The organism is Pseudomonas sp. RtIB026 (assembly GCF_016861355.2).
Classification (GTDB): domain Bacteria; phylum Pseudomonadota; class Gammaproteobacteria; order Pseudomonadales; family Pseudomonadaceae; genus Aquipseudomonas; species Aquipseudomonas peradeniyensis.
Genome location: NZ_AP023348.2, coordinates 1,924,466 through 1,946,891, shown reverse-complemented (window position 1 = coordinate 1,946,891; position 22,426 = coordinate 1,924,466). Strand labels below are relative to the sequence as shown.

The following is a 22,426-nucleotide window of genomic DNA, read 5'->3' as shown; positions in this document are numbered from 1 at the left end:
TAACCCCGCCAGCCTGCGGCCACAGCGTTAAGTGTGAAGGCTGGGGCCAAAACAGCGCGTGTCCGCAGTTGCGGGCTAGAAATTCAACGCAACGCTGAAATTGGCAAGGTCACTCATCATCGTCTTGCCTATCTCGGCCTTCAAACGCCGACCGAACGGCCTCCACGATTCGCGCTGCCAGGCGCTCATCCTCAAGCTGCGGATAGTGCTTCCTGAGCTTGCCGGAAACACTCCAGCCATTCTCCTTGACCGCGCGAATGATGCGATTTGCATCCTGGTCTGGCATCTCCACGACGTCTTTGAGCCGCTCCTGGGCGAGCTGGAAGATGATAAGGATCCTGGCTTCGTCCGCCATCCCCGTTCGAATCGTGTGCTCGACGACGCGCGCCGTATAGAGAACATGTGCGGTCAGATCCGGATAACGCCAGGCGAAGCGCGCATCTTCGTAGTCGTCGAACTCGAAGTTGCTCGGTGTACCGTCTTCGTCGGTCACAAGCCTGCCAAAGCGATAGGATGCCGCATAGCGGCGCATGAAGGGGCGAGAGAATACCTCCAGTGTCGCATCATAGCCGGCACGGAACTCGGCCGAGCTGGTAATGGTTGCTGAAACAGGCAATATCACGCCATTTGGAACCGCCTGGTCCCGAACCAACGTGTCGTTGATCAGGAAACGGTGGATTCGCCCATTCCCGTCTCTCATCGGATGGATGTAGACGAAACCGAACGCCAATGCTGCGGCGCGGGCAAGCGACTCGGCTCCGCGGGTGGCCATCTCGAATTCGTTGAGGCCAGCAAGCATCGGGGCCAGGTCGTCAAAATGTGGGGCGACGTAGTGCACGATGTTCTCGCGCATCGTGGATTGCCCTACAAAAACGGGGGAGTGCCGCAACCCGAGGCCAAACGCATCGCGCCCCAGGATACCTGCCTGCAAGAGATGCAGACTTCGGTCACTCAAAGGGTCTTCGATATGGCCGCAGTGCTGCGCGATGACATGTGCAAAGCGCTGGATGCGGTCGGCTTGGCCTTCCTCTTTTTCAATCAGAAAACTCGCGCGCGACTCTTTCAACGTCAACCAGCTCGCCGTCCGCATCAGGATGTCGGGGCCGAAGGTCTGATCGAGCTCTTCCAACGCGGCTGTCAGGTCAAACTGCAAGGCTTGCTGCACGGCGTCGGTTCGCCGGATCAGTGGGCAAAACTCAGGCGTACCTGGCAGATTGTTGTTGACCCGCCAGCGGCGAGATCGAAACGGCGTCGTTCGGGTCAGGTAGCGGGCCGGCGACACGGCATCGGTATAGGCGCCATTGGTCACATCAGGCACGTCCAGATGCTGCCCCGTCAGCCACTCGTATAGAAACCCGGTGCGCCGGGCGTACTGGCCATAAGGGGAACGTCGGCACCAAGCTTCGACTGGCTCGGGCCCTGTGACTGCAAACAGGCGGGCGAAGAATTCAAGGTGAATCGCCTCGTACTTGAGCCCGAATTCGAAGTGGCCTGCAAAATCGTCGTCAGGCCGATAGTTGGGCGGATACTTGTTTTCTACCTGACTACCGGTGTCGCGGCTTGCCCGCACCGTGCCGATGGTCGAGTCGACGCGTAGAGGTTGTGCCGGATCAACCCCGTACCGAGTGGCTAGCGCCTTGAAACCGACCTGCATGGAATAAATCCTCTACCGAAAGCCCAAAAACGCTACTTTTAGCGGAACATCACCCTAAAACAATACCATCAGCCATGAGACGCAAAAATACTACGGAACATACAATTTCGCTACTTACCCCAAGCATTCCCTCAAAAACGCTAATGAATATGCCATTTCATGTTCAATTCCCCCTACCCACTCCAACTCGCATTCCCCGCACGACGTTCCAGCAACGTCGTCGCTGTCAAAAGGAGCCTCGCCTCCTTTTTCGTTTCCAGCGTCCCTTTCTTGATCTGGCCCATGGCCATTGCCGCGCCGATTGGCTTGAATGCCCAGTGATTCGCGGTGCATAACCGCTAAGCTTGCTGAAACAATTCCAAAGGACTGCGCATGTTTCTCTCCCGCTGGCTACCAGGCCTGGCCAACCTGTTGCACTACCGCCGCGAATGGTTCCACGCTGACCTGCAGGCCGGCCTGTCGGTGGCCGCGATCCAGATCCCCATTGCCATCGCCTATGCGCAGATCGTCGGCCTGCCTCCGCAGTACGGCTTGTACGCCTGCGTGCTGCCGATGATGGTCTATGCCCTGATCGGCAGTTCACGGCAATTGATGGTCGGCCCGGACGCCGCCACCTGCGCCATGATTGGCGGGGCCGTGGCGCCGCTGGCCATGGGCGATGCGCACCGCATCGCCGAACTGTCGGTGATCGTCACCGTGCTGGTGGGCGTGATGCTGATCGCCGCCGGGGTGGCGCGGGCCGGTTTCATCGCCAGCTTCTTCTCGCGGCCGATCCTCATCGGCTACCTCAACGGCATCGGCCTGAGCCTGCTCGCCGGGCAGTTGTCGAAGGTGGTGGGTTTCAAGATCGAAGGCGATGGGTTCATCCTCAGCCTGATCAACTTCCTCCAGCGCCTGGGCGAGATCCACTGGTTGACCCTGGCCATCGGCCTTGCCGGGCTGGGCCTGCTGATCTGGCTGCCGCGACGCTACCCGCGACTGCCGGCGGCACTGGTGACCGTGGTGGTGTTCACCGCCCTGGCCGGGCTGTTCGGCCTTGACCGTTATGGGGTAGCGATCCTAGGCCCGGTGCCGGCGGGCATCCCGGAACTGGCCTGGCCGCAGAGCAGCCTGGCGGAAACCAAGAGCCTGCTGCGCGACGCCCTGGGTATCGCCACCATCAGTTTCTGCAGCGCCATGCTCACTGCCCGCAGCTTTGCCGCCCGCCACGGCTACGCGATCAACGCCAACCACGAGTTCCTCGCCCTGGGCGTGAGCAACCTGGCCGCCGGCATATCCCAGGGCTTCGCCATCAGCGGCGCCGATTCGCGCACCGCGGTCAACGACATGGTCGGCGGCAAGAGCCAGTTGGTGGGCATCATCGCCGCCCTGGTGATCGCCCTGATCCTGCTGTTCTTCACCGCGCCCATGGCCTGGATTCCCCAGGCCGCGCTGGGCGCGGTGCTGCTGATGGCCGGCTGGGGGCTGATCGACGTGAAGTCGCTCAAGACCATCCGCAAGCTAAGCCGTTTCGAGTTCTGGCTGTGCCTGCTGACCACGGTCGGCGTGCTCGGCCTGGGCGTGTTGCCGGGCATCGTGTTCGCCGTGACCCTGGCCATCCTGCGCCTGCTCTACAGCATCTACCAGCCCACCGACGCCGTGCTGGGCTGGGTGCCGGGCATCGAGGGCCAGGTGGACGTGCGCCAGCACAAGGACGCCCGCACCGTCCCGGGCCTGGTGGTGTATCGCTTCGACGATGCGATCCTGTTCTTCAATGCCGACTACTTCAAGATGCGCCTGCTCGAAGCCGTGCAGGGCGTGGAGAAACCACAGGTGGTGCTGTTCGACGCGGAGGCCGTGACCAGCATCGACGTCAGTGGCGTGGCGGCCCTGCGCGAAGTGCGCGACACCCTCGCCGCCCAGGGCATCCACTTCGCCATCGCCCGCGCCCGCGGCACCTTCCTGCGCATGCTGGTGCGTTCCGGGATGGCGCGGGAAATGGAAGAGAAGTTGCTGTTCGGCTCGGTACGGGCGGGGATTCGGGCGTATCGGGTGTGGCGCAACAGGGCTCGGCGGGAGGGGGCGAGCGAGTAAAGGAAAGGGACTACGCCATCACCAGAAGGGAATGATGCAGCTGCGCAGTCACCACTCTGTAGCCTTGCCATTCATCTTCAACTCGTAGCATTGATCCCAGGATCAGCTACGCCAATGGCGTACCTTCTGCTATGCTCTTCACCGAAACCGCCATCTTTACCAAACGCGTCAGAGAGTTGCTCGACGATGAGGCCTACCGAATGCTTCAAGTACGCCTCATGATGTGCCCCGACGCGGGAGAGATTGTTGAGGGAACCGGCGGCCTGCGCAAGATCCGCGTCCCGGCAAATGGGCATGGAAAGCGTGGAGGCGCCAGGATCATCTACTACCACTTCGTCGCCGCATCCCAGATTGCCATGCTTTGTATCTATCCCAAGAATGAACAGTCAGACCTTAGCGCCACGCAGCGCAAGGTACTGAAAGCTGTTATCGAACACTGGAGCCAGCCATGAGCCGTTTCTTCGACGAACTGATGGAAAGCGTTGAACAAATGGATGAGATCATCCAAGGTCAACGCCCTCCCTCACGCCAGTTCGAAATCGACGCCCTCCAGGTCAGGAGCATACGCAAGGCGACCGGGCTATCTCAGGCACGCTTTGCCGAGATGATCGATGTGCAGGTGGCCACCTTGCGTAACTGGGAACAGGGACGTCGAGAGCCGACAGGGCCGGCCAAAGCCCTGTTGAGGGCCATCAACAACGATCCAGATCATGTTCTGAAAGCACTTTCCCACTGAACACGCACGACGTCCCTTGAACGGGACGTCCGCTCGATCTACGGCACACAAGCCCGCGCAACAACCTGTGCTCCCTGCCCAAGCAAGCTGATCAACCCACAGGGCAGGCTCCCGCGCCATTGCAGATAGTCATGCCCGGCAGGAAACTCCACCTGTTCTACCCGGTACCCCTTGGCCAGCAGCACATCGCGCAGATGGCGGTTGGTATCGAGGATCCTCGGTCCCTCGAACAGCCCCGCCTGCAGGTAGAACCGCAATGGCCGGCGCGGTGCCTTGACATACTCGCGGGTCAACCAGCCAGACTCGTCGCCGGCCATCGGCCACCAGTAGGAGCCGGACATGCTCAGCACATTGCCGAACAATTCCGGGTGCCTGAGGCCCATGTAGGCCGACGCCAGGCCGCCGTAACTGGACCCGGCGACCACGGTGCGCGAAGCCGGCGCCGCCAGTCCCTGGCGGCTGGCCCAGGGCATCAGCTCTTCGGCCATGAAGCGGGCGAACAATGGGTTGGGCGGCAGCTCCCGCTCGCGGCTTTCGCTGCTGGGGTTGGCGATGATCAGCGCCGCAGTGGGCGGGATCAGGCCGTCGGCCATCAGGTTGTCGAGTATCGTCGGGGTCGGCACCTGGCGGGTGTAGGCATGGGCATCGAACAGCACCAGCAAGGCCTGGTCAGCCTTGCCCGGGCGCCAGCCCGCCGGGCGGTAGAGGTAGATATCGCGCTCGTTGCCCAGCACCTCGCTGGCCAGGCGCTTGCGCTCCAAAGAGCCACGGGCCACCCCGGCACGCTCGGCGACCCAGGGCTGGGGCGCCGCATCCGCAAGCTCCAGGCGTGAACGCGATAACCAGGCATCGCCGCTGGCGTCGGCGAAGGTGTTGGGGTTGAGCGGGTCGCGCCGGGTGCTGGCGAGGATCACCCGACGGTCGTCGGATACCGGCACATCCGGGGCCATCTGGTAACTCAGGCGGGTGGCCGCTGGCACCTCGAAGCTGTGAAACCAGACATCGCTCGCACCCATCCGAGACAAGGGCTCGTGGTTGCCAGAAGGCGCACCGAACATCCGCACATTGTCCCGTGCGCCACGCCAGAGGAAAGTGACCAGCCGCTTGTCCGGCTGCCCTGGAATTACTTCGACCAGCGGCGTCCCTTCGCCCGCACGTGCCTTCCAGAACGCATCGGTGCCTCCACCAGACGCCAGTTGCTGCTGCAGAGCACGCATTGTCGGGCTGAGCAGGGGCGCAGCAGTTCGACGCTGCTCGCTGGACGGCTGCACCTGCTCCAAGCTCACGCTGAAGCGTTCTGCCGGTCGGATCGCCAAGGGTTCGGCGCGCACTCCGTAGCGGCCATCCTGCGGCGCGACGAACAGGAACTCACGGGGTTGATCCAGGCCGTCGATCAGCAGGCGCAACGGCCGCCCCTCGGTATCCAGCAGGCGCAGGCTGACATCACCGTCGACCCGACCACGCACCAGGTCCCCGGCCTTGAGCGCCAACTGCCAGGTTGGCGGATGCGCTGCGTCGACCTGGCCGGCGACCGATTTTCCAACCTCAAGATCGGCGTGCGCGGCCGCCAGGGCCGCATTCGAGCACAGTGCAGCCAGCAGCCATGCACCACTCAAGCGCTTGAATCGCTGCATGCCCACCTCAGAAGTCGACGCTGGCGGAGAGTTTGAGCGTGCGCGGTTCGCTGACGGTGGCGTAGCCATCGTTGAACACGCCGGCCCAATAGGCCCGGTTCTCGACGTTCTCCAGACTGGCGCGCAGGGTCACCTCCTTGCTCAGCACCCTGGTCGCATAGCGCGCGCCGAGGTCGTAGCGGGTCCACTGCGGGATCTTCAACTGGTTGGCGGAATCGAGGTACTGGGAGCTGCTGTGGATACCCAGGGCGGTCAGGGTCAGGCCCTCGACCCCGGGCAGGTCCCACTCGGCGCCGAGGTTGGCCGACCAGGCCGGCACGCCGCGGGCGGTGTTGCCGTCCATGGCGCCATTGGCGGTCTTGCTCAGCACCGCACGGGTGTAAGTCACGCCACCGAGCAGGCGCACGCTGGGGACGACTTCGCCGAACATCGTCCACTCAACCCCTCGGTTGCGCTGCTCGCCGTCATCGTTGTAGCGATTGCTGGGCTTGTCGTAGATCATGCTGGGCTTGTCGATCTGGAACACCGCCAGCGTGTGGGTGAAGTCGCCCAGGTCCCACTTCACCCCGGCCTCCATCTGCTTGGCGACATAGGGCGCGAACTGCTCGCCGTAGTTGGCGGCCTTCTGGTCGGTGACCATGCCGCCCTGGGTCAGGCCCTCGATGTAGTTGGCATACAACGACACCGGCGCTTCCCAGGGCTTGAGCACGATGCCCACGGCCGGAGTCAGCTTGCGCTCGTCGTACGCAGGGTTGCTCATCTTCTGGCGCACGCGCTGGGAACGCACCCCGAGGGTGAGCAACACCCGCTCGTCCAGGAAGCCCAGGGTATCGGCCACGGCAAAGCTCGACAGGGTGTTGTCGCCGGTCTTGGTGCTGCTGCCGTGGTCGCCGGCGATGATCGCCTTGCCCGGGTGGTAGATGTTGGTGGGGTACTTGGCTCCGGTGACCGTTGGCGCACGGCCGATGTCCTGGTGCAGCAAGGTGGTGCTGAGCACCATCTGGTGGCTGACCGGGCCGGTCATGAAGTTGCCGCGCAGACCGGCCTCGGTAGACAGGCTGTGGGTGTAGCCGGCCTGGTTGTAGGTTTCCCCCGTAGCCGTGCCGTCGGCCTTGTTCACCACCACCCGCGTACCGTTGAGGAAACCATCGTAGCGCGTGCGCGCGCCACCGACGCTGGCGTAGGCGCTCCAGCTGTCATCGAGCTGGTACTCGCCACGCACCACCATGGCCTTGCTGATCTGCCGGGCGTGGATGCCTTCGAGGATGTTGGTGTCCGGCTTGGGTGCGCGGGTTACGTGGTTGAGGCCGCTGAAGCCGGCCATCATCGGGCTGCCGTTTTCCAGTTTCTCGTGGTTTTCGTAGGCATCCAGTTCGAGCTTGAAGTCATCGCCCCGATAGTCCAGGGCCAGCGCCGCCAGGGTACGGTCCTTGGACTGTTCGTCGACACCCGTGTCGCCGCTGCCGTAGACGCCATTGAAGCGAATGCCGAAGCGGCCATCGGCGAAGCGCCGGCCGACATCGATATGCTCGGCGACATAACCATCGGACACGTAGCTGGTGGTCAGGCGGGTCAACGGCGCATCGCCGGCGCGTTTGGGCACCAGGTTGACCACCCCGCCGACACCACCGTTGGGCGCCATGCCATTGAGCAGCGCGCCCGGTCCCTTGAGCACTTCGACGCGCTCGAGGAATTCGGTCGGCACGTGACCATCGGGCGCCAGGCCGTAGAGTCCACCCAGCGCCAGCTCGGTGGAGTCCAGGGCATAGCCACGGATCATGAAGTTCTCGTAGGCATGCCCTTCACCGGTGCTGAAGCGGATCGACGGGTCGTTGCGCAACACCGCGCCGACCGTGCCGCTCTGCTGGTTCTCGATGGTCTTGGCGGTGTAGGCGGTGACGCTGAAGGGGGTGTCCATCAGGTCACGGTTGCCCAGCATGCCGATGCGCGCGCCACGGGCCACCTGGCCACCGCTGTAGCTTTCCGGCAGGTCGCTGTTGAAGCCCGAGGCATTGACCGTGGTCGCCCCCAGGGTCAGGGCACCCTGGTCGGTCGGGCCGCGCAGGATGATCACGCCGTTTTCTTCCACCGCCACCAGGTCGCTGCCGGCCAGCAGCTGGCGCAGGGCCTGCAACACCGTGTAGCGGCCCTGCAAGGCAGGCGCGCTGCGCCCGGCCAGCACACGGCTGTCGGCGGCGATCGCCACCCCCGATTCATGGGCCAGGGCATGCACCGTGGCCTCCAGCGACTGCCCCGGCAGGTCGAGGTTCAGCGGCTGGCTATCGGCCAGGGCCAGGCCACTGCCGCCGAGGGCGCAGGCCAGGGCCAGGCGCCGCAGGGTGCCGGGGAAGCGGGGGGTGAAAAGCGACATGATCGGTCCTTGCAGGAGGTGGGTTCACAGCTGATGACGCGGCAGCGGCGGTTTACCCCTCAAACTTTTTTGGGCGTCAGCGCGGCACGACCAGACGCTCGCCACCCTGCTCCAGCAGCCTGACCGGCAGGATCCCCGGCAACGCCTCAAGCAACACCTCGGGGCGGTCGCTCGGGAAGCTGCCCGTCAATCGCTGGTTGGCCACCCCCGGATCGACCCGAACGGTCCGCCCGACATAGGCATTGAGCTCGCCGATCACCTCGACCAGCGGCTGGTCGGTGAACGACCACCAACCCCGCTGCCAGTGCGCCAGGTCCGGGCCAAACCGGCCACCGGCACGCAAGCTGCCCAGCCGCCCCTGGCCATCCAGGCAGATGCGTTCGCCGGCCTGCAGCACCTGCTCGCCACCTTGCAGGTCGCGCACCTGGACCCGCCCCCTGGCCACCGCCACCTGGACCCGGTCGCCACGGTCACTGACCGTGAAGGCGGTGCCCAGCACCTGCACCAGGCCCAGGCGCGTGCTGATCAGGAACGGTCGCCACAGCTCATGGGCGACATCGAAGAACACGTTGCCGTGCAGCAGCAGGACCTGGCGCTGGCCATGATCGAAACACACGCGCAGGTTGCTTTCGGCCGCCACCAGCAACTGGCTGCCGTCCGGCAACGCCAGCGCCTCCGGCGCTTGCCCGTGGGCCGTCTGCAGGTCCTGCTGGAACGCTGCGGTGCGCTTGTACATCCAGCCCAGCCAGCCACCGGCAGCCAGCAGCAAGGCCAGCGCGCCGCCCTGGCGCAACACCCGCCGGCGACCGACATCGCAGGCCTGCGGCTGCAACGCGCCACGCAGCTGCGGCGCGAGGCGGTGAACCAGCTGCCAACGCTGCTCGGCTTCCAGCCAGGCGCGCTCATGCTCGGCGCTGCGCCCGCGCCAGCGCTGCGCCAAGCCGTGAGTCTTGCGCACGCGCTCCGGATCGTCCCCTTGCAGCGCCGCCAGGTAGACCAGCGCCTGTTGCACCTTGCGCGGCGCAGCCGGCTCAGTCATGAAGGCTCGCCAGGCGCAGCTCGGACAGGTCGAAGACCGCCCGGGCGATATGCAGCTCCACCGACTTGGCCGACAGCGCCAGGGCCTCGCACACCTCACGGTGACTGTGGCCGTGCAGGCGCACGCGAACGAACACCTCACGGCGCAGCCTGGGCATCCGTTCGATGCGGGCGATCAGGTGCTGCAGCTGCTCGCGCGCGATCATGATCTCTTCCACGCTGGGGCTGAGCCAATCGGCCCGCGCCAGCCAGTCTTCCAGCGCCGCCAGTTCGGTGCTGCGCCGACGGTACTGGTCGATGCACAGGTTGCGCGCCGCCTGGAACAGCAAGGCCCGGGCATTGATCACCGGTGCGTTGAGCGCGTGGGCATAGGCCTGGGCGAAGCTGGACTGGGCGATATCGGCGGCGTCGTCAGGATTGCGCAGCCGCCCGCAGAGGTAGCGGCGCAGATCGCTGTAATGGGCGAGCAGATCATCGACGGCCGCCTTGAGGGCAGGCTGGGCGTGCCAAACGCGGGAAAGGGAGGTCATTGCGGATGTGGCGAGGGCCGTTAATAGGAATTCCTATCATTCTCACACATGCCAATCGGCCATCGCTAGTGTCCTGTCTCGGAAATACGTTCTCTTTTGGCGAGTGGCTTGGGTGTTCGGCCAAGGCGCCGCGACGAGTCATAGCAGGGCTATGGCGAGGAGTGGTAACGCCGGCCGGGCGCCCAAGACGCCGCCAAAAGTGAACAGCTTATTTCCGAGACAGGACACTAGTGTGGTGTTTTGCAAATACGACCAATAAATCGCGAGCGATTTTTGCGCTCAGGCAAGGCGTCGCGACGAGTCGTAGCCCAGCTACGGCGAGGAGCGACAACGCCGCATGAGCGCAAAAAACGCCGCGAGTTATGGTCGTTATTTGTGAAACACCACACTAGCATCATCGTGTCGATCAGTAACCCAGCTTGCGCAGCAACTGGCCCTCGTTCTGCGGCAACGGCCGGCCGTAGAAACGCATCAGCTCAGCGGCGCGGTTGGTGAAGATGCCATCGACGCCGGCTTTCATCGCCTTGTCGAAATCCACCGCCTCGTCGAGGGTGTAGACGTGCACCAGCAGGCCCTTGGCATGGCTGGCCTGGTTCATCCACGGCTGGATCAGGTCGGAATAGCTCTGCTCGCCCAGGCGGGTGCGGATCGCCGAAGGGCCGGTACCGATGGCGCCGCCGGCCTTGGCGTAGTCGAGCCAACGCTCGAACTCGGCACGGTCCTTGGGCTGCTGGCGAGCGTAGAAGGCCGACTTGTCCTGCTCGCCGGACTCGGCGAAGTCCTGCCCGGAGGCCGGTTCGATGCTGCCCTTGGCCACCCACAGCAAGAGGATCTTCGGCACCTGCGGCATGGCTTGGTGCAGCAGCTTGAGGCTGTTGCGGTCGAAGGTCTGCAACACCACCCGGCCCGGCTTGTCGAGCCAGCCGCGGGCTTCGAGGCGTTTCTTCAGGTCCTGTTCGATGCCAGGGAACTGGGCCGGTTCCTTGGTCTCGATGTACAGGCCGGGGTGACGCTCGGGGTTGCCTTCGGCGATGTCGATCACCTCGTCCAGGGTCAGGATGCGCTGGCCCTTGAACGCATCCCGGGCACGCTGGGGATAGGCCTTGTTGAACCAGCTGCCGGCATCCAGCGCCTTGAGCTCGGCCAGGGTGAAGGCGCTGACCGGGCTGGCCTTGCGCTCCGGGTAACGTTCGGCGACGTCGCTGGTGCGCGCCAGCACATCGTCGTGGACTACCACCAGCACGCCATCGCGGGTGCGCTGCAGGTCCATTTCCAGGTAGTCAGCGCCCAGTTCACGAGCCAGCAGGTAGGCGGGAGTGGTGGACTCGGGGGCGTCGAACGAGGCGCCGCGGTGGGCGATCACGGCCGGGTGAGGGATGTCCTGGGCACTGGCGAGGGCCTTGCCATCAGTGGCATGGGCGGCAGAGCTCGCCAGCAGGGTGGCCAGGAGAAGGGTCTTGTACATGGGTAGTCCTTTGCAGATCGGGGCCGGCCTCCGGAAGACGCCGGCAAGGTCAACGGTGCAGTCCTTGAAGGCGCAAGCCTCGCACACTCTGCATGACATGCTAAAGTCCCCGGCGTTTTCCGCCCCACCCAACGGACCGCCCATGCCCGCACTCGACGCCCACCTGCCCTCCTGGGCCGACCTCAACCAGCGCCACCCCAGCACGGCCCTGCTGCTGGGCAACGGCGCCAGCCGCGCGCTGTGGAAACCGTTCGGCTACTTCTCGTTGTTCGAGCAAGCCCAGCAGGTGCGACACAAGGCGCTGGGCGTGAGCGACCAGGCGCTGTTCAAGGCCCTGGGCAGCGAACTGTTCGAGCCGGTGCTCAGCACCCTGAACACCACGGTAAGGGCCAACGCCGCGCTGGCGATCAACTCCACCGCGCCGCTGAACCGCTACTACTCGATCAAGGAAGCGTTGATCCACGCGGTGCGCGCCGTGCACCTGCCCTGGCCGCTGTTCCCCGACGCGACACGCACGGCCATCAACCAGGCGCTGCGCCAGTACCGCACCGTCTACACCAGCAACTACGACCTGATCCTGCCCTGGGCCGTGGCCCAGGATGCGCAAGGTTTCGCCAGCCTGTTCGACGAGCAGGGTTTCTTCGATGTGCGCCGCAGCCAGGTCGAAGGCATTCGCGTGCTGCACCTGCATGGCGGCATGCACCTGCTTAAACTACCCGACGGCAGCACCCGCCAGCGCGGCGCGGAACAGGCCGAGCTGCTCGAAGGCTTCGCCGTCAACATCCCCGGCGAAGTGCCGCTGTTCGTCAACGAGAGCCGCAGCGAGGACAAGCTGCGCGCCATCCGCAACAGCGACTACCTGTCCTGGAGCCTGGGGCAACTGGCCCGCGAACAGGGTGGCCTGTGCCTGTTCGGCCAGCACCTGGATGCCAGCGACCAACACCTGCTCGAGGCCATCCGTCAGGCACGGCCCCAGCACCTGGCCATCGCCATCCGGCCATTGAGCGAGGCTTCGATCATCAACCAGAAGCAGCACTTTATCGACCGCTTCGCCGATCTTGCCCAGGTTCCCCTGCATTTCTTCGACTCAGCCAGTCACCCCCTCGGGCTGGCAGAATTGGCGATCGCCGTGCCCGTCAACCACGCTCGTCGGCGCTAAATCGATCACTTTGCAAATGTAAATAATTCTCGATAAGATCCGCACCCTTTCCTCCACGCCAGCCCGGAAAGCGTGCATGCAGCGCCCCAAGCCCGACCCTGTCGCCCACGGTTTCTATGCCGACATCCTGCATTTCCTGCGCAAGCGCATGGACAATGCCAGCGATGCCGCGGACATGACCCAGGATGTGTTCGCCCAGTGGCTGGGCTACCGGGACCGGGCCAAGGTGGAGCAGCCGCGCGCGTTCCTGTTCCAGGTGGCCCGCAACCTGCTGAGCGACCATTGGCGACGGCAGAAAGTCCGCCACGCGGTGCTGGCCGACGACACCCTGCCCGAGGCACATGACACTCCCGCCAATGACCCGCTGGACCACGCCCAGCAGCAACAGCGGCTGAATCAATTGCGCCAGGTGCTCAGCGAACTCTCGCCGCGACGCCGCGAAGCCCTTATGCTGCACCGTTTCGAAGGCCTGACCCAGGCCCAGATCGCCGAACGCATGAACATTTCCGTCAGCATGGTCGAGAAGCACATCGCCGCCGCCCTGCTGCAATGCAAGCAACGCCTGGACAGTGACAACGGCACGGAGCAGTTCCCATGACCCCCACCGACGAGCTCGACCCGCGGCCGATCGACGCCCAGGCGGCGAGCTGGTTCAGCCGCAACCGCAACCAGCCTTCGCGCCAGGAGCGCAAGGCGTTCGCCCTGTGGATGCAGACGCCCGAGCACACCCGCGCCTACCGCCAGTTCGAACAATTGTGGGATGACCTGGCCGCGCTCAAGCAGGCCAACCGCCCCGTGCCCTTGCCGGTGCGCCGCGCACCACGCTGGCGCCCGGCCCTGGCAACCGCGGCGGCCCTGCTCTGCGCGGTGCTGGCGGGCAACCTGGGGGCGGGCAGCACCGCCTTCAGCCAGCGCATCGCCGCCGGCCAGGCCTTGCAGACCCTGCAACTGCCCGACGGCAGCCAGCTCTACGTCAACGCCCAGACCCGCCTGCGCCTGGACTTCAGCGCCGAACGACGGCTGATCCACCTCGACCGCGGCCAGTTGTACATCGAGGTCGCGCCCGACAAGGAACGCCCATTGTTCGTCGACGCCGGCAGCGGCCGGGTGCGCGTGGTCGGTACCGGCTTCGACCTGCGCCGTGGCGAGCGTGAACTGGTGGTGGCGGTTGCCCACGGCCAGGTGGCGTTCGATACGCCGGGCGAACGACAACCGCCCGTGCTGCTCGGAGCCCGTCAGGGTGCCACCTACGACCTGGCGCGCGGCAGCCTGACACGCCACGAACTCGGTGAGCAGCAAGTCGCCGACTGGCGCGAGGGCCATGTGAGCTTCCGCAACCGCGAGCTGGCCAGCCTGGTCGACGAGCTCGGCCTGTATCGCCAGCACCCGGTAGTGCTGGCCGATCCGGCGCTCGGCCGCTACAAGGTGTCCGGCAACCTCGACGTGCACGACCCGGACGCCCTGCTCAATGCCCTGCCGGCGCTGTTGCCGGTCAAGACCACCTTGCTCGCCGACGGGCGCCTGCGCATCGAGCGACGCTAAAAAAATAATTTGAGAATTTTTATCATTCGCAGGTGAGGTTTTGTCGCAACGCCGCGTCTTCCTCCCCGCCTGCCGCGTGATGGCGGGCTTTTTCCGGCCTTTTGCCGTTTGGGGGAATTCATGTTGTCCGCGTTGCGTCCATTGCACTGCCTGCCTGCCCGACCCACCCTGCTGGCCCTGTGCCTGGCCATGAGCCTGGCCGCCGAAGCCGCGCCGGTGCCCTTCGACCTGCCGGCGCAACCGCTGGCCCGTTCGCTGAGCCAGCTGGCCCAGCAGGCCAAGGTCCAGTTGCTGTTCGACGAGGCCCTGCTCGGCAGCGCCCAGGCACCGGCGCTCAAGGGCGACTTCGAGGCCGAGGCGGCCATCGGGCGCCTGCTGGTGGGCAACCGCTTCAGTGTCGTACGCATGGGCAACACCTACGTGGTGCGCCTGCGCGAGGACGCCCCGAGTGCCGACAACAGCATCCAGCTCGGCGCCTTGAGCATCGTTGGCGACGGCAAGCAGGTGGAGCCCGGCAACGTCGGACGCTCGACCCTCGACCAGGAACAGATCGACCGCTACCAGCCGAACAACATCCCCAGCGTGCTGGCCACCTTGCCAGGCGTGAACATGGGTGGCTCGGCCAAGCCCGGCGGCCAGACCATCAACATCTGGGGCCTGGGCGACGCCGAGGACGTGCCGATGACCCTCGATGGCGCGCCCAAGAGCGGCTTCGAGCGTTACCAGCAAGGCACGATCTTCATCGAGCCGGAACTGATCAAGCACATCGAGGTGGAGAAAGGCCCGCACTCGGTGAAGACCGGCAACGGCGGCTTCGGCGGCAGCGTCAACATGGAGACCAAGGACGCCGGCGACCTGCTGCAGGAAGGCCGCAACAGCGGCGCCATGCTCAAGTATGGCTATGCCAGCAACGACCATCAGCAGATCTACAGCTCGGCGCTTTTCGGCCGCAGCGATGACCGGCGCTTCGACGGCCTGGTCTATTACACCAAGCGCGACGGCGGCAACCTGAAAATGGCCGACAACCTGCCGGACCCGAACAACCAGTGGCCGGTCAACCCCAAGCGCGTGCCCTACAGCGCCCTGGACCTGGACGGCATGCTGCTCAAGGGCAACGTCCACTTCACCGACGAGCACAGCCTGGGCCTTTCCTACTCGCGCTCCGAAACCGACCGCTGGACCACCTTCGCCGCCACCGCCTACCCGGCGCCCCCCTCGGCGGCGGACATCAAGAAGTACGGCTATGAAGGCTCTCTCAAACGCTTCCTGGCCTATCGCACCACCATCGACACCACCTGGTCGGCCACCTACAAGTACCAGCCCATCGAGAATCCGTGGGTCGATTTGCAGGTGAAATACTCCGAGTCCGACACCAAGCAGACCGACGAGCGTGAAGCCACGGCGTTCTTCCAGCCGTCCACCGGTGGTCGCAAGATGGACACCGAGTACAAGGACCGCATGCTCGATGTGAAGAACACCAGCAGCTTCCTCACCGGTCCGCTGGAACACGCGCTCACCGCAGGCGTGCAGGTTCGCCGCCATGATCGCGACACGCAGATGTGGATGCCCGGCAAGACCTATGAAGTGCCCAAGTACAACTATGGCCACTACCAGCCGTACTTCATGCCCAGCGGCCAGGTCGACAGCCAGGGTTACTACCTGCAGGACGCGGTCACCCTGGGCAGCGTGACCATCACGCCGTCGTTGCGCTATGACCACGTCACCAACGAGGGCAAGCCCAACCAGGCGCCCTACTACAACAACCCGGCGGCCGGCCACGACTACAGCGACAAGACCTACAGCGGCTGGTCGCCGCGCCTGTCGCTGTTCTGGAAGGCCACCGAGCAGACCGTGCTGTTCGCCGACTACAGCAAGACCTGGCGCGCGCCCGTGCTGGATGAGCAGTACGAGGTGCAAGGCGTGGGAAGCCGTACATCCACCAGCCGCAATCTCGACCCGGAACGTATCACCGGCGTGCGCGTGGGCAGCATCAGCGATTTCTCCAACGTGTTTGTCCAGGGCGACAGCGCCCAGGTACGCACGACCTTGTTCCGCAACAAGATCACCGACGAGATCTTCAAGGCCACCGGGGTCGGCTGCCAGGAGCAACTGGCCACCGGCGGCAGCATCGCCAACACCTGCGGTGGCGGCCTGATGGGCAACTACCGCAACATCGGCGACGTAGAGTACAAGGGCTTCGAGATCGAGACGTTCTACGACTCCACCTACCTGTTCGGCGCGGTGTCGTACGCCTGGATGGAAGGTCGCCACGAGGGCGCCTACACCAACCCTTGGGGCCCCGACGTGTGGGCCAAGGATGTGCCTGCGCCGAAATGGATCACCACCCTGGGGGTCAAGATTCCGTCCTGGGACGCCCGTGTCGGCTGGACCGCGCAGTTCGTCGGCGCCACCCACCACCTGCCCAGTGACAAGTACTTCGAGGGCCCGGCCAGTGCCCTGGGCGACCGCTACTACGACAACTTCGGCAATGAGAAGTACGAGATTCACGGCCTGTTCGCCAACTGGAAACCCCAGCAGCCGTACCTCAAGGGCACCGAGGTCAACCTGACCGTGGACAACCTGTTCAACAAGGCCATCCGGCCGGAGCTGTCGGGCGAGAACGCCTACACCCAGGGGCGCAATGCCAAGATCAGCGTGACCCGGTTCTTCTGATCCTGCGCAACGGCGATGATGCAATGGACTGCATCACCTGCCACTCGCCACCCGTTCCTGGGCCCTGGCGACATTCACCTGCATCGCCACGACAGCCAGTTCATGGAGCGCCTGGGCAACGGCGTGGGTACCCCGTTCCTGCATCCAGGCCAGGATGTCGGCCAGGTGCCAGAGCGAAAGGCTGCCGTCATGCACCGGGGCCGGGAAAGTGCGGTGATGCGTGAGCATGAGCTTGCGCATGTTCTGTCGGGACACCCCCACCAGCGCCGCCACATCGGTCAGGCCGACCAGGTCCGGACTGGCTTCGATCAGGCGGGCCTCCGGCAAGACCTGCCGGACATTCTCCAGGGCGCTGTGCATCGCTTCCCGCGCAGTCTTGCCCTCGCGGGCGAAGGCCAGGGCCAGGCGACCGGGCTGACCGCTACCGACCACCGCGTCATCGCAACCGGCCTCTCCCAGAAGCTCGATCAGTGCATCGACATCCACGCCGTCGTGCAATTGGTACTTGAGGGTGAATTCGTACTCCATCACTTTCGCTCCACTGGCTGATTGACGATCCCACGCATCGACGTGCAGTTGTCCACGACCCGGCGCAACTGGCGAGCGAAGGAGCCCGGATTTCTGGGCGTGCTCCACACGCTGGTGATGCAGAACTCGCCACAGCGGCATTCGCGGTCGTTGTTGGGGCAATAGATCCGCCCCCAGCAATGGCCGCCCCGCACCGTGACTTTCCAGCCCTGCGCCTCAGCGTGTGTCAGGGACTGCTCGACTTCCTTGTTTGGATGGAGAGGACGGGCCATCGATTGAGCTCCAGTATGGGCATGGGAATAAGGTTGTCAAGTGACAACCATGCGACGCCGACGGGCGTCACCACAAGCCAGACTAGGTGCCAGAGAGGCTGCAACAGGCTCAGAAAGACTCTTTCGGAAACGGCCTAACCGAAACTGGGAAGGTGCTGTAGGTTCAATCACCCAGCAATCAGACCATCCGCCTGCAGCAGGGTTTCCAGGCAATGCTCGCGTACCCCATAGAACGCCTTGAGCTCGGCGATCTTCTCCAGCAGCGCGGCATTGTCCTGGGGCTGTCGGCGCTTGACCGCAAGAATCATCTTGTTCTTGTTGGTGTGCTCGAGCGAGATGAATTCGAACACCTTGGTCTCGTAGCCACAGGCCTCAAGATAGAGCGCGCGCAGGCTGTCGGTGAGCATTTCGGCCTGCTGCCCCAGGTGCAGCCCGTATTGCAGCATCGGTTGCAACAGGCCGGGGCTGCGCAGTTGCGGACGAACCTGCTTGTGGCAGCACGGCGAGCACATGATGATCGCGGCGTTGCAGCGAATGCCGGTGTGGATGGCGTAGTCGGTGGCAATGTCGCAGGCATGCAGGGCGATCATCACGTCGATGGCCTCAGGCACCACGCTGCGCACATCACCGCATTCGAACACCAGGCCCGGATGCTCCAGGCGCGCGGCGGCGGCGTTGCACAGCTCGACCATGTCTGGACGCAACTCGACCCCGGTGACCTGCGCCTCACGCCCGAGGGTATTGCGCAGGTAGTCGTGCATGGCAAAGGTCAGGTAGCCCTTGCCCGAACCGAAGTCGGCGACTTTCAGCGCCTGCTGCGCATCCACCGGCGCACCGCTCAAGGCATGGTCGAAGACTTCGATGAACTTGTTGATCTGCTTCCACTTGCGCGACATCGACGGGATCAGCGCGCCCTGCCCATCGGTCACCCCCAGGTCGCGCAGGAACGGTCGCGACAGTTCCAGGTAGCGCTTTTTCTCGCGGTCGTGCCCGCCAGCCCCCGCCTCACGCGGCGCCGGCTGGGCCAGGTGACGGCGCAGCATCGGTTTGCCCTTCTTGCTGAACTCCAGTTGCACCTCGCCGGCGGCGGTGAACAGGTGCGCGTTGCGAAAACTCTCCGGCAGCAGCTCGGCCACCAGCGCCAGCGCCGGGTCCAGCCCCAGGTTGCGGGTGATGTCGCGGGTCTGGTGACGGTAGACCAGCGACAGACAGGCCTGGCCCTTGATCTGCACCGGCTTGGCGATGATCCGCTGCAGGGTCTGGTCGGCGCCGACATGACGGGCCAGCACCAGCTTGCTCAGGCTGCCATCAGCCAGGGCATCGGCTAGCAGGCTCAGGAACTGGGCACGCGGGTCCGGCGCGGTGGGGGCGGAAGAAGGGGACGACATGGGAACGGGTGCCTCGGAATGCGGGGGCGCGATGCGCAATGCCGGGCATTCTACGTCGATGTCAGGCCATCGCGAACCCCTGTGGGAGCGGGCTTGCCCGCGAAGCCGATAACTCGATGCATGACACCGGCTTCGCCGGTGTTCGCGGCGCAAGCCCGCTCCCACGACAACAAGCATTGATTCAGACCACGAGAATCAGTCGAGAATCACCAGGCGGTTGGGCAGCTCGTTGCGCGCATGGGTGGGCGGCACGTGTTCGCTGAGCAGCTCGCCGCAGGCCTCGATGCACTCGACGAAACCCTGCAGGGTATGGCCCTGGCGCACCTGATCGGTGAAGCGGGCGACGATCGCCTCGCGTGCCTGCTCGGGCAGGTGCCGGGCAATGCCCTCATCAACCAATATCTCGACATGACGCTCGGCTTCGCTGACGAAGATCAGCACCCCCGTGGCACCAGCGGTACGCTGCAGGTTGAGCTCGAGAAACTGCTGGCGGGCCAGGCCCGACGCACGCCGGCGCCGCAGCACCACCGGCACCACCCAGGCCGCCAGGCGCGGGTGGCGCAACAGCAGGCACAGGCTGATGAAGGTCAGCATCTGCGCCAGCAGCAGGCCATTGACGCCAATGCCGCCCAGCCACAGGTGCAACGCGCCAGGGATCAGCAAGGCCAACAGGGCGGCCCAGAGCAACGGCAGGTAGGGGAAGTCATCGGCGCGGCGGGCCAGCACGGTCACCAGCTCCGCATCGGTACGCCGCTCGGCGCGGGCGATCGCCTCGGCGATCTGGCGCTGTTCGTATTCGGTCATGCCATCGTCTCTCGAGCGTTCTTATCGTTGTTATCCCGGCAATCGGGTGGGCGAGAGTGTATCTCAACAAACGCCTCATATAAGGCATAATCCGCGACTGCGCCGGATCATGGATGAATGATCCACAGAACCGCCAGCGGACGCGACAATAACAGGCGTACGAAACGTCTCGGCCAGCCGCATATCACTCGACAACGGAATTGATGATGAAACTGTCTTTGCTGGGCCTGGCCATGGGCCTTGCCAGTCAGGCGGCCCTTGCCGCCCCAACCGCCGCGCCCCTGCAAGACAAGCAGGCGTTCATCGACCATCTGGTCGGCCAGATGACCGAGGCCGAGAAGATCGGCCAACTGCGCCTGATCAGCATCGGCCCCGAGATGCCCCACGAGAAGATCCGCGAGGAAATCGCCGCCGGACGCATCGGTGGCACCTTCAACTCGCGTACGGCCCCCGAGAACCGGCCGATGCAGGACGCGGCCATGCGCAGCCGTCTGAAGATCCCGATGTTCTTCGCCTACGACACTATCCACGGCGAGCGCACCATCTTCCCGATCGGCCTGGGCCTGGCCTCGTCCTGGGACATGGACGCCATCGCCAAGGTCGGCCGCACCTCGGCCATCGAGGCCGCCGCCGATTCGCTGGACATGACCTTCGCGCCGATGGTCGACATCGCCCGCGACCCACGCTGGGGCCGCACCAGTGAAGGTTTCGGCGAGGACACCTACCTGACCTCGAAGATCGGCCAGGTGATGGTCAAGTCGTTCCAGGGCTCGAGCCCGGCCAACGCCGACAGCATCATGGCCATCGTCAAGCACTTCGCCCTGTACGGCGCGGTGGAGGGCGGGCGCGACTACAACACGGTCGATATGAGCCTGCCGAAGATGTACAACGACTACCTGCCGCCCTACCGCGCCGCGCTCGACGCCGGTGCCGGCGGGGTGATGGTGGCGCTGAACTCGATCAACGGCGTGCCGGCCACCTCCAACACCTGGCTGATGAACGACCTGCTGCGCAAGGAGTGGGGCTTCAAGGGCGTGACCATCAGCGACCACGGCGCCATCCAGGAACTGATCCGCCATGGCGTTGCCCGCGACGGCCGTGAGGCCGCCAAGCTGGCGATCAAGGCCGGCATCGACATGAGCATGAACGACACCCTCTACGGCGAGGAGCTGCCAGGGCTGCTGAAGTCCGGCGAAGTCAGCCAGGCCGAACTGGACCAGGCGGTGCGTGAAGTGCTGGGCGCCAAGTACGACATGGGGCTGTTCAAGGACCCCTATGTGCGCATTCCCAAGGCCGAAACCGACCTGAAGGACTACTACGCAGAAGACCGCCTGCACCGTGACACCGCCCGCGACGTGGCACGCCGTGGCCTGGTGCTGCTGGAGAACCGCGAGCAGACCCTGCCGCTGAAAAAGGCCGGCACCATCGCCCTGGTCGGTCCCCTGGCCGATGCGCCGATCGACATGATGGGCAGCTGGGCCGCCGACGGCAAACCGCAGCACTCGGTCACCGTGCGCGAGGGCTTGCGCCGTGCCGTGGAAGGCAAGGCCAAGCTGGTCTACGCCAAGGGTTCGAACGTGACCGGCGACAAGGCCATGTTCGACTACCTGAACTTCCTCAACTTCGACGCACCGGAAATCGTCGATGACCCACGTCCCGCCGCCGTGCTGATCGACGAAGCGGTCAAGGCCGCCAGGCAGTCGGATGTGGTGGTGGCCGTGGTCGGCGAGTCCCGCGGCATGTCACACGAATCGTCGAGCCGCACCACCCTGGAGATCCCGGCGGTGCAACGCGACCTGATCAAGGCGCTGAAGGCCACCGGCAAGCCCCTGGTGCTGGTACTGATGAACGGCCGTCCGCTGTCGATTGCCTGGGAGCGCGAGCAGGCCGACGCCATCCTCGAGACCTGGTTCAGCGGCACCGAAGGCGGCAACGCCATCGCCGACGTGCTGTTCGGCGACTACAACCCGTCCGGTCGCCTGGCCATCACCTTCCCACGCTCGGTCGGGCAGATCCCGATGTACTACAACCACATGCGCATCGGCCGTCCGTTCACCCCGGGCAAGCCGGGCAACTACACCTCGCAGTACTTCGAGGAGCCCAACGGCCCGCTGTACCCGTTCGGCTACGGCCTGAGCTACACCAGCTTCGAGCTGTCGGGGCTGGCGCTGTCGCAGAAGGAACTCAAGCGTGGCGGCACCCTGCAGGCCAAGGTTACGGTGAAGAACACCGGCAAGCGTGACGGCGAGACCGTGGTGCAGCTGTATATCCAGGACCAGAGTGCGTCAATGAGCCGCCCGGTCAAGGAACTGAAGAACTTCCAGAAAGTCATGCTCAAGGCCGGCGAAGCGCGAACCTTGACCTTCGACATCAGTGAGCAGGACCTGAAGTTCTACAATGGCCAACTGCAGCACGTCGCCGAAGCTGGCCAGTTCAATGTGCAGATCGGCCTCGACTCGCAGGCGGTGCAGCAGCAGAGCTTCGAGCTGCGTTAAGCAGGTTCGGCCCCTTCGCGGGGCAAGCCCGCTCCCACAGGAACATCTGCAATCCTGTGGGAGC

The 22,426-nt window shown here is 64.8% G+C and carries 18 protein-coding genes; 8 read left to right on the top strand and 10 right to left on the bottom strand.

Annotation, left to right across the window (positions count from 1 at the left end; genetic code table 11):
• Positions 1-109: 109 nt before the first annotated feature.
• Positions 110-1,654, bottom strand: a complete 1,545-nt coding sequence (locus tag PRtIB026_RS08795; RefSeq protein WP_203647822.1) for a Fic family protein — start codon at positions 1,652-1,654, stop codon at positions 110-112.
• 372 nt (positions 1,655-2,026) lie between these two features.
• On the opposite strand from PRtIB026_RS08795, the gene PRtIB026_RS08790 reads away from it, so the two are divergent.
• The 3 genes from PRtIB026_RS08790 (at position 2,027) to nadS (ending at position 4,463) form a co-directional block, all read left to right on the top strand.
• Positions 2,027-3,727 (top strand): SulP family inorganic anion transporter, encoded by a 1,701-nt coding sequence (locus tag PRtIB026_RS08790; protein WP_267813753.1) that lies wholly within the window; start codon positions 2,027-2,029, stop codon positions 3,725-3,727.
• A gap of 131 nt (positions 3,728-3,858) precedes the next feature.
• The gene (locus tag PRtIB026_RS08785) at positions 3,859-4,179 is read left to right on the top strand and encodes a type II toxin-antitoxin system RelE/ParE family toxin (RefSeq protein WP_203647823.1); all 321 of its coding nucleotides are present in this window, start codon (positions 3,859-3,861) and stop codon (positions 4,177-4,179) included.
• Positions 4,176-4,463 carry a NadS family protein gene (nadS, locus tag PRtIB026_RS08780; RefSeq protein ID WP_203647824.1) on the top strand — a complete coding sequence of 96 codons (288 nt, stop codon included), beginning with the start codon at positions 4,176-4,178 and terminating at the stop codon, positions 4,461-4,463. The genes PRtIB026_RS08785 and nadS overlap by 4 nt, the downstream gene beginning before the upstream one ends.
• Positions 4,464-4,501: 38 nt before the next feature.
• Here the strand turns inward: nadS and PRtIB026_RS08775 are convergent, their stop codons facing one another.
• The 5 genes from PRtIB026_RS08775 to PRtIB026_RS08755 form a co-directional block, all read right to left on the bottom strand.
• The gene (locus PRtIB026_RS08775) at positions 4,502-6,097 is read right to left on the bottom strand and encodes an alpha/beta hydrolase (protein WP_203647825.1); all 1,596 of its coding nucleotides are present in this window, start codon (positions 6,095-6,097) and stop codon (positions 4,502-4,504) included.
• 7 nt (positions 6,098-6,104) lie between these two features.
• The gene (locus tag PRtIB026_RS08770; protein WP_203647826.1) at positions 6,105-8,468 is read right to left on the bottom strand and encodes a TonB-dependent receptor; all 2,364 of its coding nucleotides are present in this window, start codon (positions 8,466-8,468) and stop codon (positions 6,105-6,107) included.
• 76 nt (positions 8,469-8,544) lie between these two features.
• Positions 8,545-9,507 (bottom strand): FecR family protein, encoded by a 963-nt coding sequence (locus PRtIB026_RS08765; protein WP_203647827.1) that lies wholly within the window; start codon positions 9,505-9,507, stop codon positions 8,545-8,547.
• A complete protein-coding gene (locus PRtIB026_RS08760; RefSeq protein WP_203647828.1) occupies positions 9,500-10,036 on the bottom strand; it encodes an RNA polymerase sigma factor in 537 nt (178 codons plus the stop codon). Before PRtIB026_RS08760 ends, PRtIB026_RS08765 begins: the two co-directional genes overlap by 8 nt.
• 406 nt (positions 10,037-10,442) lie before the next feature.
• Positions 10,443-11,501: a glycerophosphodiester phosphodiesterase family protein gene (locus tag PRtIB026_RS08755; protein ID WP_203647829.1), complete on the bottom strand. Its 1,059-nt coding sequence runs from the start codon at positions 11,499-11,501 to the stop codon at positions 10,443-10,445.
• A gap of 142 nt (positions 11,502-11,643) precedes the next feature.
• Between PRtIB026_RS08755 and PRtIB026_RS08750 the strand changes: the two genes are divergently transcribed.
• The 4 genes from PRtIB026_RS08750 to PRtIB026_RS08735 all read left to right on the top strand — a co-directional run bounded on the left by PRtIB026_RS08750 (position 11,644) and on the right by PRtIB026_RS08735 (position 16,875).
• Positions 11,644-12,660 (top strand): DUF4917 family protein, encoded by a 1,017-nt coding sequence (locus tag PRtIB026_RS08750; protein ID WP_203647830.1) that lies wholly within the window; start codon positions 11,644-11,646, stop codon positions 12,658-12,660.
• Positions 12,661-12,736: 76 nt separating this feature from the next.
• Positions 12,737-13,258: an RNA polymerase sigma factor gene (locus tag PRtIB026_RS08745; protein WP_203647831.1), complete on the top strand. Its 522-nt coding sequence runs from the start codon at positions 12,737-12,739 to the stop codon at positions 13,256-13,258.
• The gene (locus PRtIB026_RS08740) at positions 13,255-14,202 is read left to right on the top strand and encodes a FecR family protein (RefSeq protein WP_203647832.1); all 948 of its coding nucleotides are present in this window, start codon (positions 13,255-13,257) and stop codon (positions 14,200-14,202) included. The genes PRtIB026_RS08745 and PRtIB026_RS08740 overlap by 4 nt, the downstream gene beginning before the upstream one ends.
• Positions 14,203-14,322: 120 nt before the next feature.
• The gene (locus tag PRtIB026_RS08735; RefSeq protein ID WP_203647833.1) at positions 14,323-16,875 is read left to right on the top strand and encodes a TonB-dependent receptor; all 2,553 of its coding nucleotides are present in this window, start codon (positions 14,323-14,325) and stop codon (positions 16,873-16,875) included.
• 33 nt (positions 16,876-16,908) lie between these two features.
• Here the strand turns inward: PRtIB026_RS08735 and PRtIB026_RS08730 are convergent, their stop codons facing one another.
• The 4 genes from PRtIB026_RS08730 to PRtIB026_RS08715 all read right to left on the bottom strand — a co-directional run bounded on the left by PRtIB026_RS08730 (position 16,909) and on the right by PRtIB026_RS08715 (position 19,867).
• Positions 16,909-17,403: a helix-turn-helix transcriptional regulator gene (locus tag PRtIB026_RS08730; protein ID WP_062572979.1), complete on the bottom strand. Its 495-nt coding sequence runs from the start codon at positions 17,401-17,403 to the stop codon at positions 16,909-16,911.
• Entirely contained in the window at positions 17,403-17,675 is a 273-nt protein-coding gene (locus PRtIB026_RS08725) for a hypothetical protein (RefSeq protein ID WP_267813750.1), read from the bottom strand. Before PRtIB026_RS08725 ends, PRtIB026_RS08730 begins: the two co-directional genes overlap by 1 nt.
• A 167-nt stretch (positions 17,676-17,842) precedes the next feature.
• Positions 17,843-19,063, bottom strand: coding sequence for a class I SAM-dependent methyltransferase (locus PRtIB026_RS08720; RefSeq protein ID WP_203647834.1), 1,221 nt, complete (start codon positions 19,061-19,063; stop codon positions 17,843-17,845).
• A 195-nt stretch (positions 19,064-19,258) separates the two neighbouring features.
• Positions 19,259-19,867 carry a TPM domain-containing protein gene (locus PRtIB026_RS08715; RefSeq protein ID WP_234560679.1) on the bottom strand — a complete coding sequence of 203 codons (609 nt, stop codon included), beginning with the start codon at positions 19,865-19,867 and terminating at the stop codon, positions 19,259-19,261.
• Between the two features lie 203 nt (positions 19,868-20,070).
• Between PRtIB026_RS08715 and bglX the strand changes: the two genes are divergently transcribed.
• Complete coding sequence (gene bglX / locus PRtIB026_RS08710) at positions 20,071-22,362, top strand: beta-glucosidase BglX (protein ID WP_232854627.1); 2,292 nt, start codon at positions 20,071-20,073, stop codon at positions 22,360-22,362.
• The last annotated feature ends 64 nt before the right edge of the window (positions 22,363-22,426 follow it).

Bases quoted from the DNA above. Each gene is read 5' to 3' on its own strand.
- PRtIB026_RS08755 (WP_203647829.1), bottom strand. From the start codon at position 11,501: ATGTACAAGACCCTTCTCCTGGCCACCCTGCTGGCGAGCTCTGCCGCC.
- PRtIB026_RS08765 (WP_203647827.1), bottom strand. From the start codon at position 9,507: ATGACTGAGCCGGCTGCGCCGCGCAAGGTGCAACAGGCGCTGGTCTAC.
- PRtIB026_RS08760 (WP_203647828.1), bottom strand. From the start codon at position 10,036: ATGACCTCCCTTTCCCGCGTTTGGCACGCCCAGCCTGCCCTCAAGGCG.
- bglX (WP_232854627.1), top strand. From the start codon at position 20,071: ATGATGAAACTGTCTTTGCTGGGCCTGGCCATGGGCCTTGCCAGTCAG.
- PRtIB026_RS08785 (WP_203647823.1), top strand. From the start codon at position 3,859: ATGCTCTTCACCGAAACCGCCATCTTTACCAAACGCGTCAGAGAGTTG.
- PRtIB026_RS08750 (WP_203647830.1), top strand. From the start codon at position 11,644: ATGCCCGCACTCGACGCCCACCTGCCCTCCTGGGCCGACCTCAACCAG.
- PRtIB026_RS08740 (WP_203647832.1), top strand. From the start codon at position 13,255: ATGACCCCCACCGACGAGCTCGACCCGCGGCCGATCGACGCCCAGGCG.
- nadS (WP_203647824.1), top strand. From the start codon at position 4,176: ATGAGCCGTTTCTTCGACGAACTGATGGAAAGCGTTGAACAAATGGAT.
- PRtIB026_RS08715 (WP_234560679.1), bottom strand. From the start codon at position 19,867: ATGACCGAATACGAACAGCGCCAGATCGCCGAGGCGATCGCCCGCGCC.
- PRtIB026_RS08725 (WP_267813750.1), bottom strand. From the start codon at position 17,675: ATGGCCCGTCCTCTCCATCCAAACAAGGAAGTCGAGCAGTCCCTGACA.
- PRtIB026_RS08730 (WP_062572979.1), bottom strand. From the start codon at position 17,403: ATGGAGTACGAATTCACCCTCAAGTACCAATTGCACGACGGCGTGGAT.
- PRtIB026_RS08795 (WP_203647822.1), bottom strand. From the start codon at position 1,654: ATGCAGGTCGGTTTCAAGGCGCTAGCCACTCGGTACGGGGTTGATCCG.
- PRtIB026_RS08745 (WP_203647831.1), top strand. From the start codon at position 12,737: ATGCAGCGCCCCAAGCCCGACCCTGTCGCCCACGGTTTCTATGCCGAC.
- PRtIB026_RS08775 (WP_203647825.1), bottom strand. From the start codon at position 6,097: ATGCAGCGATTCAAGCGCTTGAGTGGTGCATGGCTGCTGGCTGCACTG.
- PRtIB026_RS08735 (WP_203647833.1), top strand. From the start codon at position 14,323: ATGTTGTCCGCGTTGCGTCCATTGCACTGCCTGCCTGCCCGACCCACC.
- PRtIB026_RS08790 (WP_267813753.1), top strand. From the start codon at position 2,027: ATGTTTCTCTCCCGCTGGCTACCAGGCCTGGCCAACCTGTTGCACTAC.
- PRtIB026_RS08720 (WP_203647834.1), bottom strand. From the start codon at position 19,063: ATGTCGTCCCCTTCTTCCGCCCCCACCGCGCCGGACCCGCGTGCCCAG.
- PRtIB026_RS08770 (WP_203647826.1), bottom strand. From the start codon at position 8,468: ATGTCGCTTTTCACCCCCCGCTTCCCCGGCACCCTGCGGCGCCTGGCC.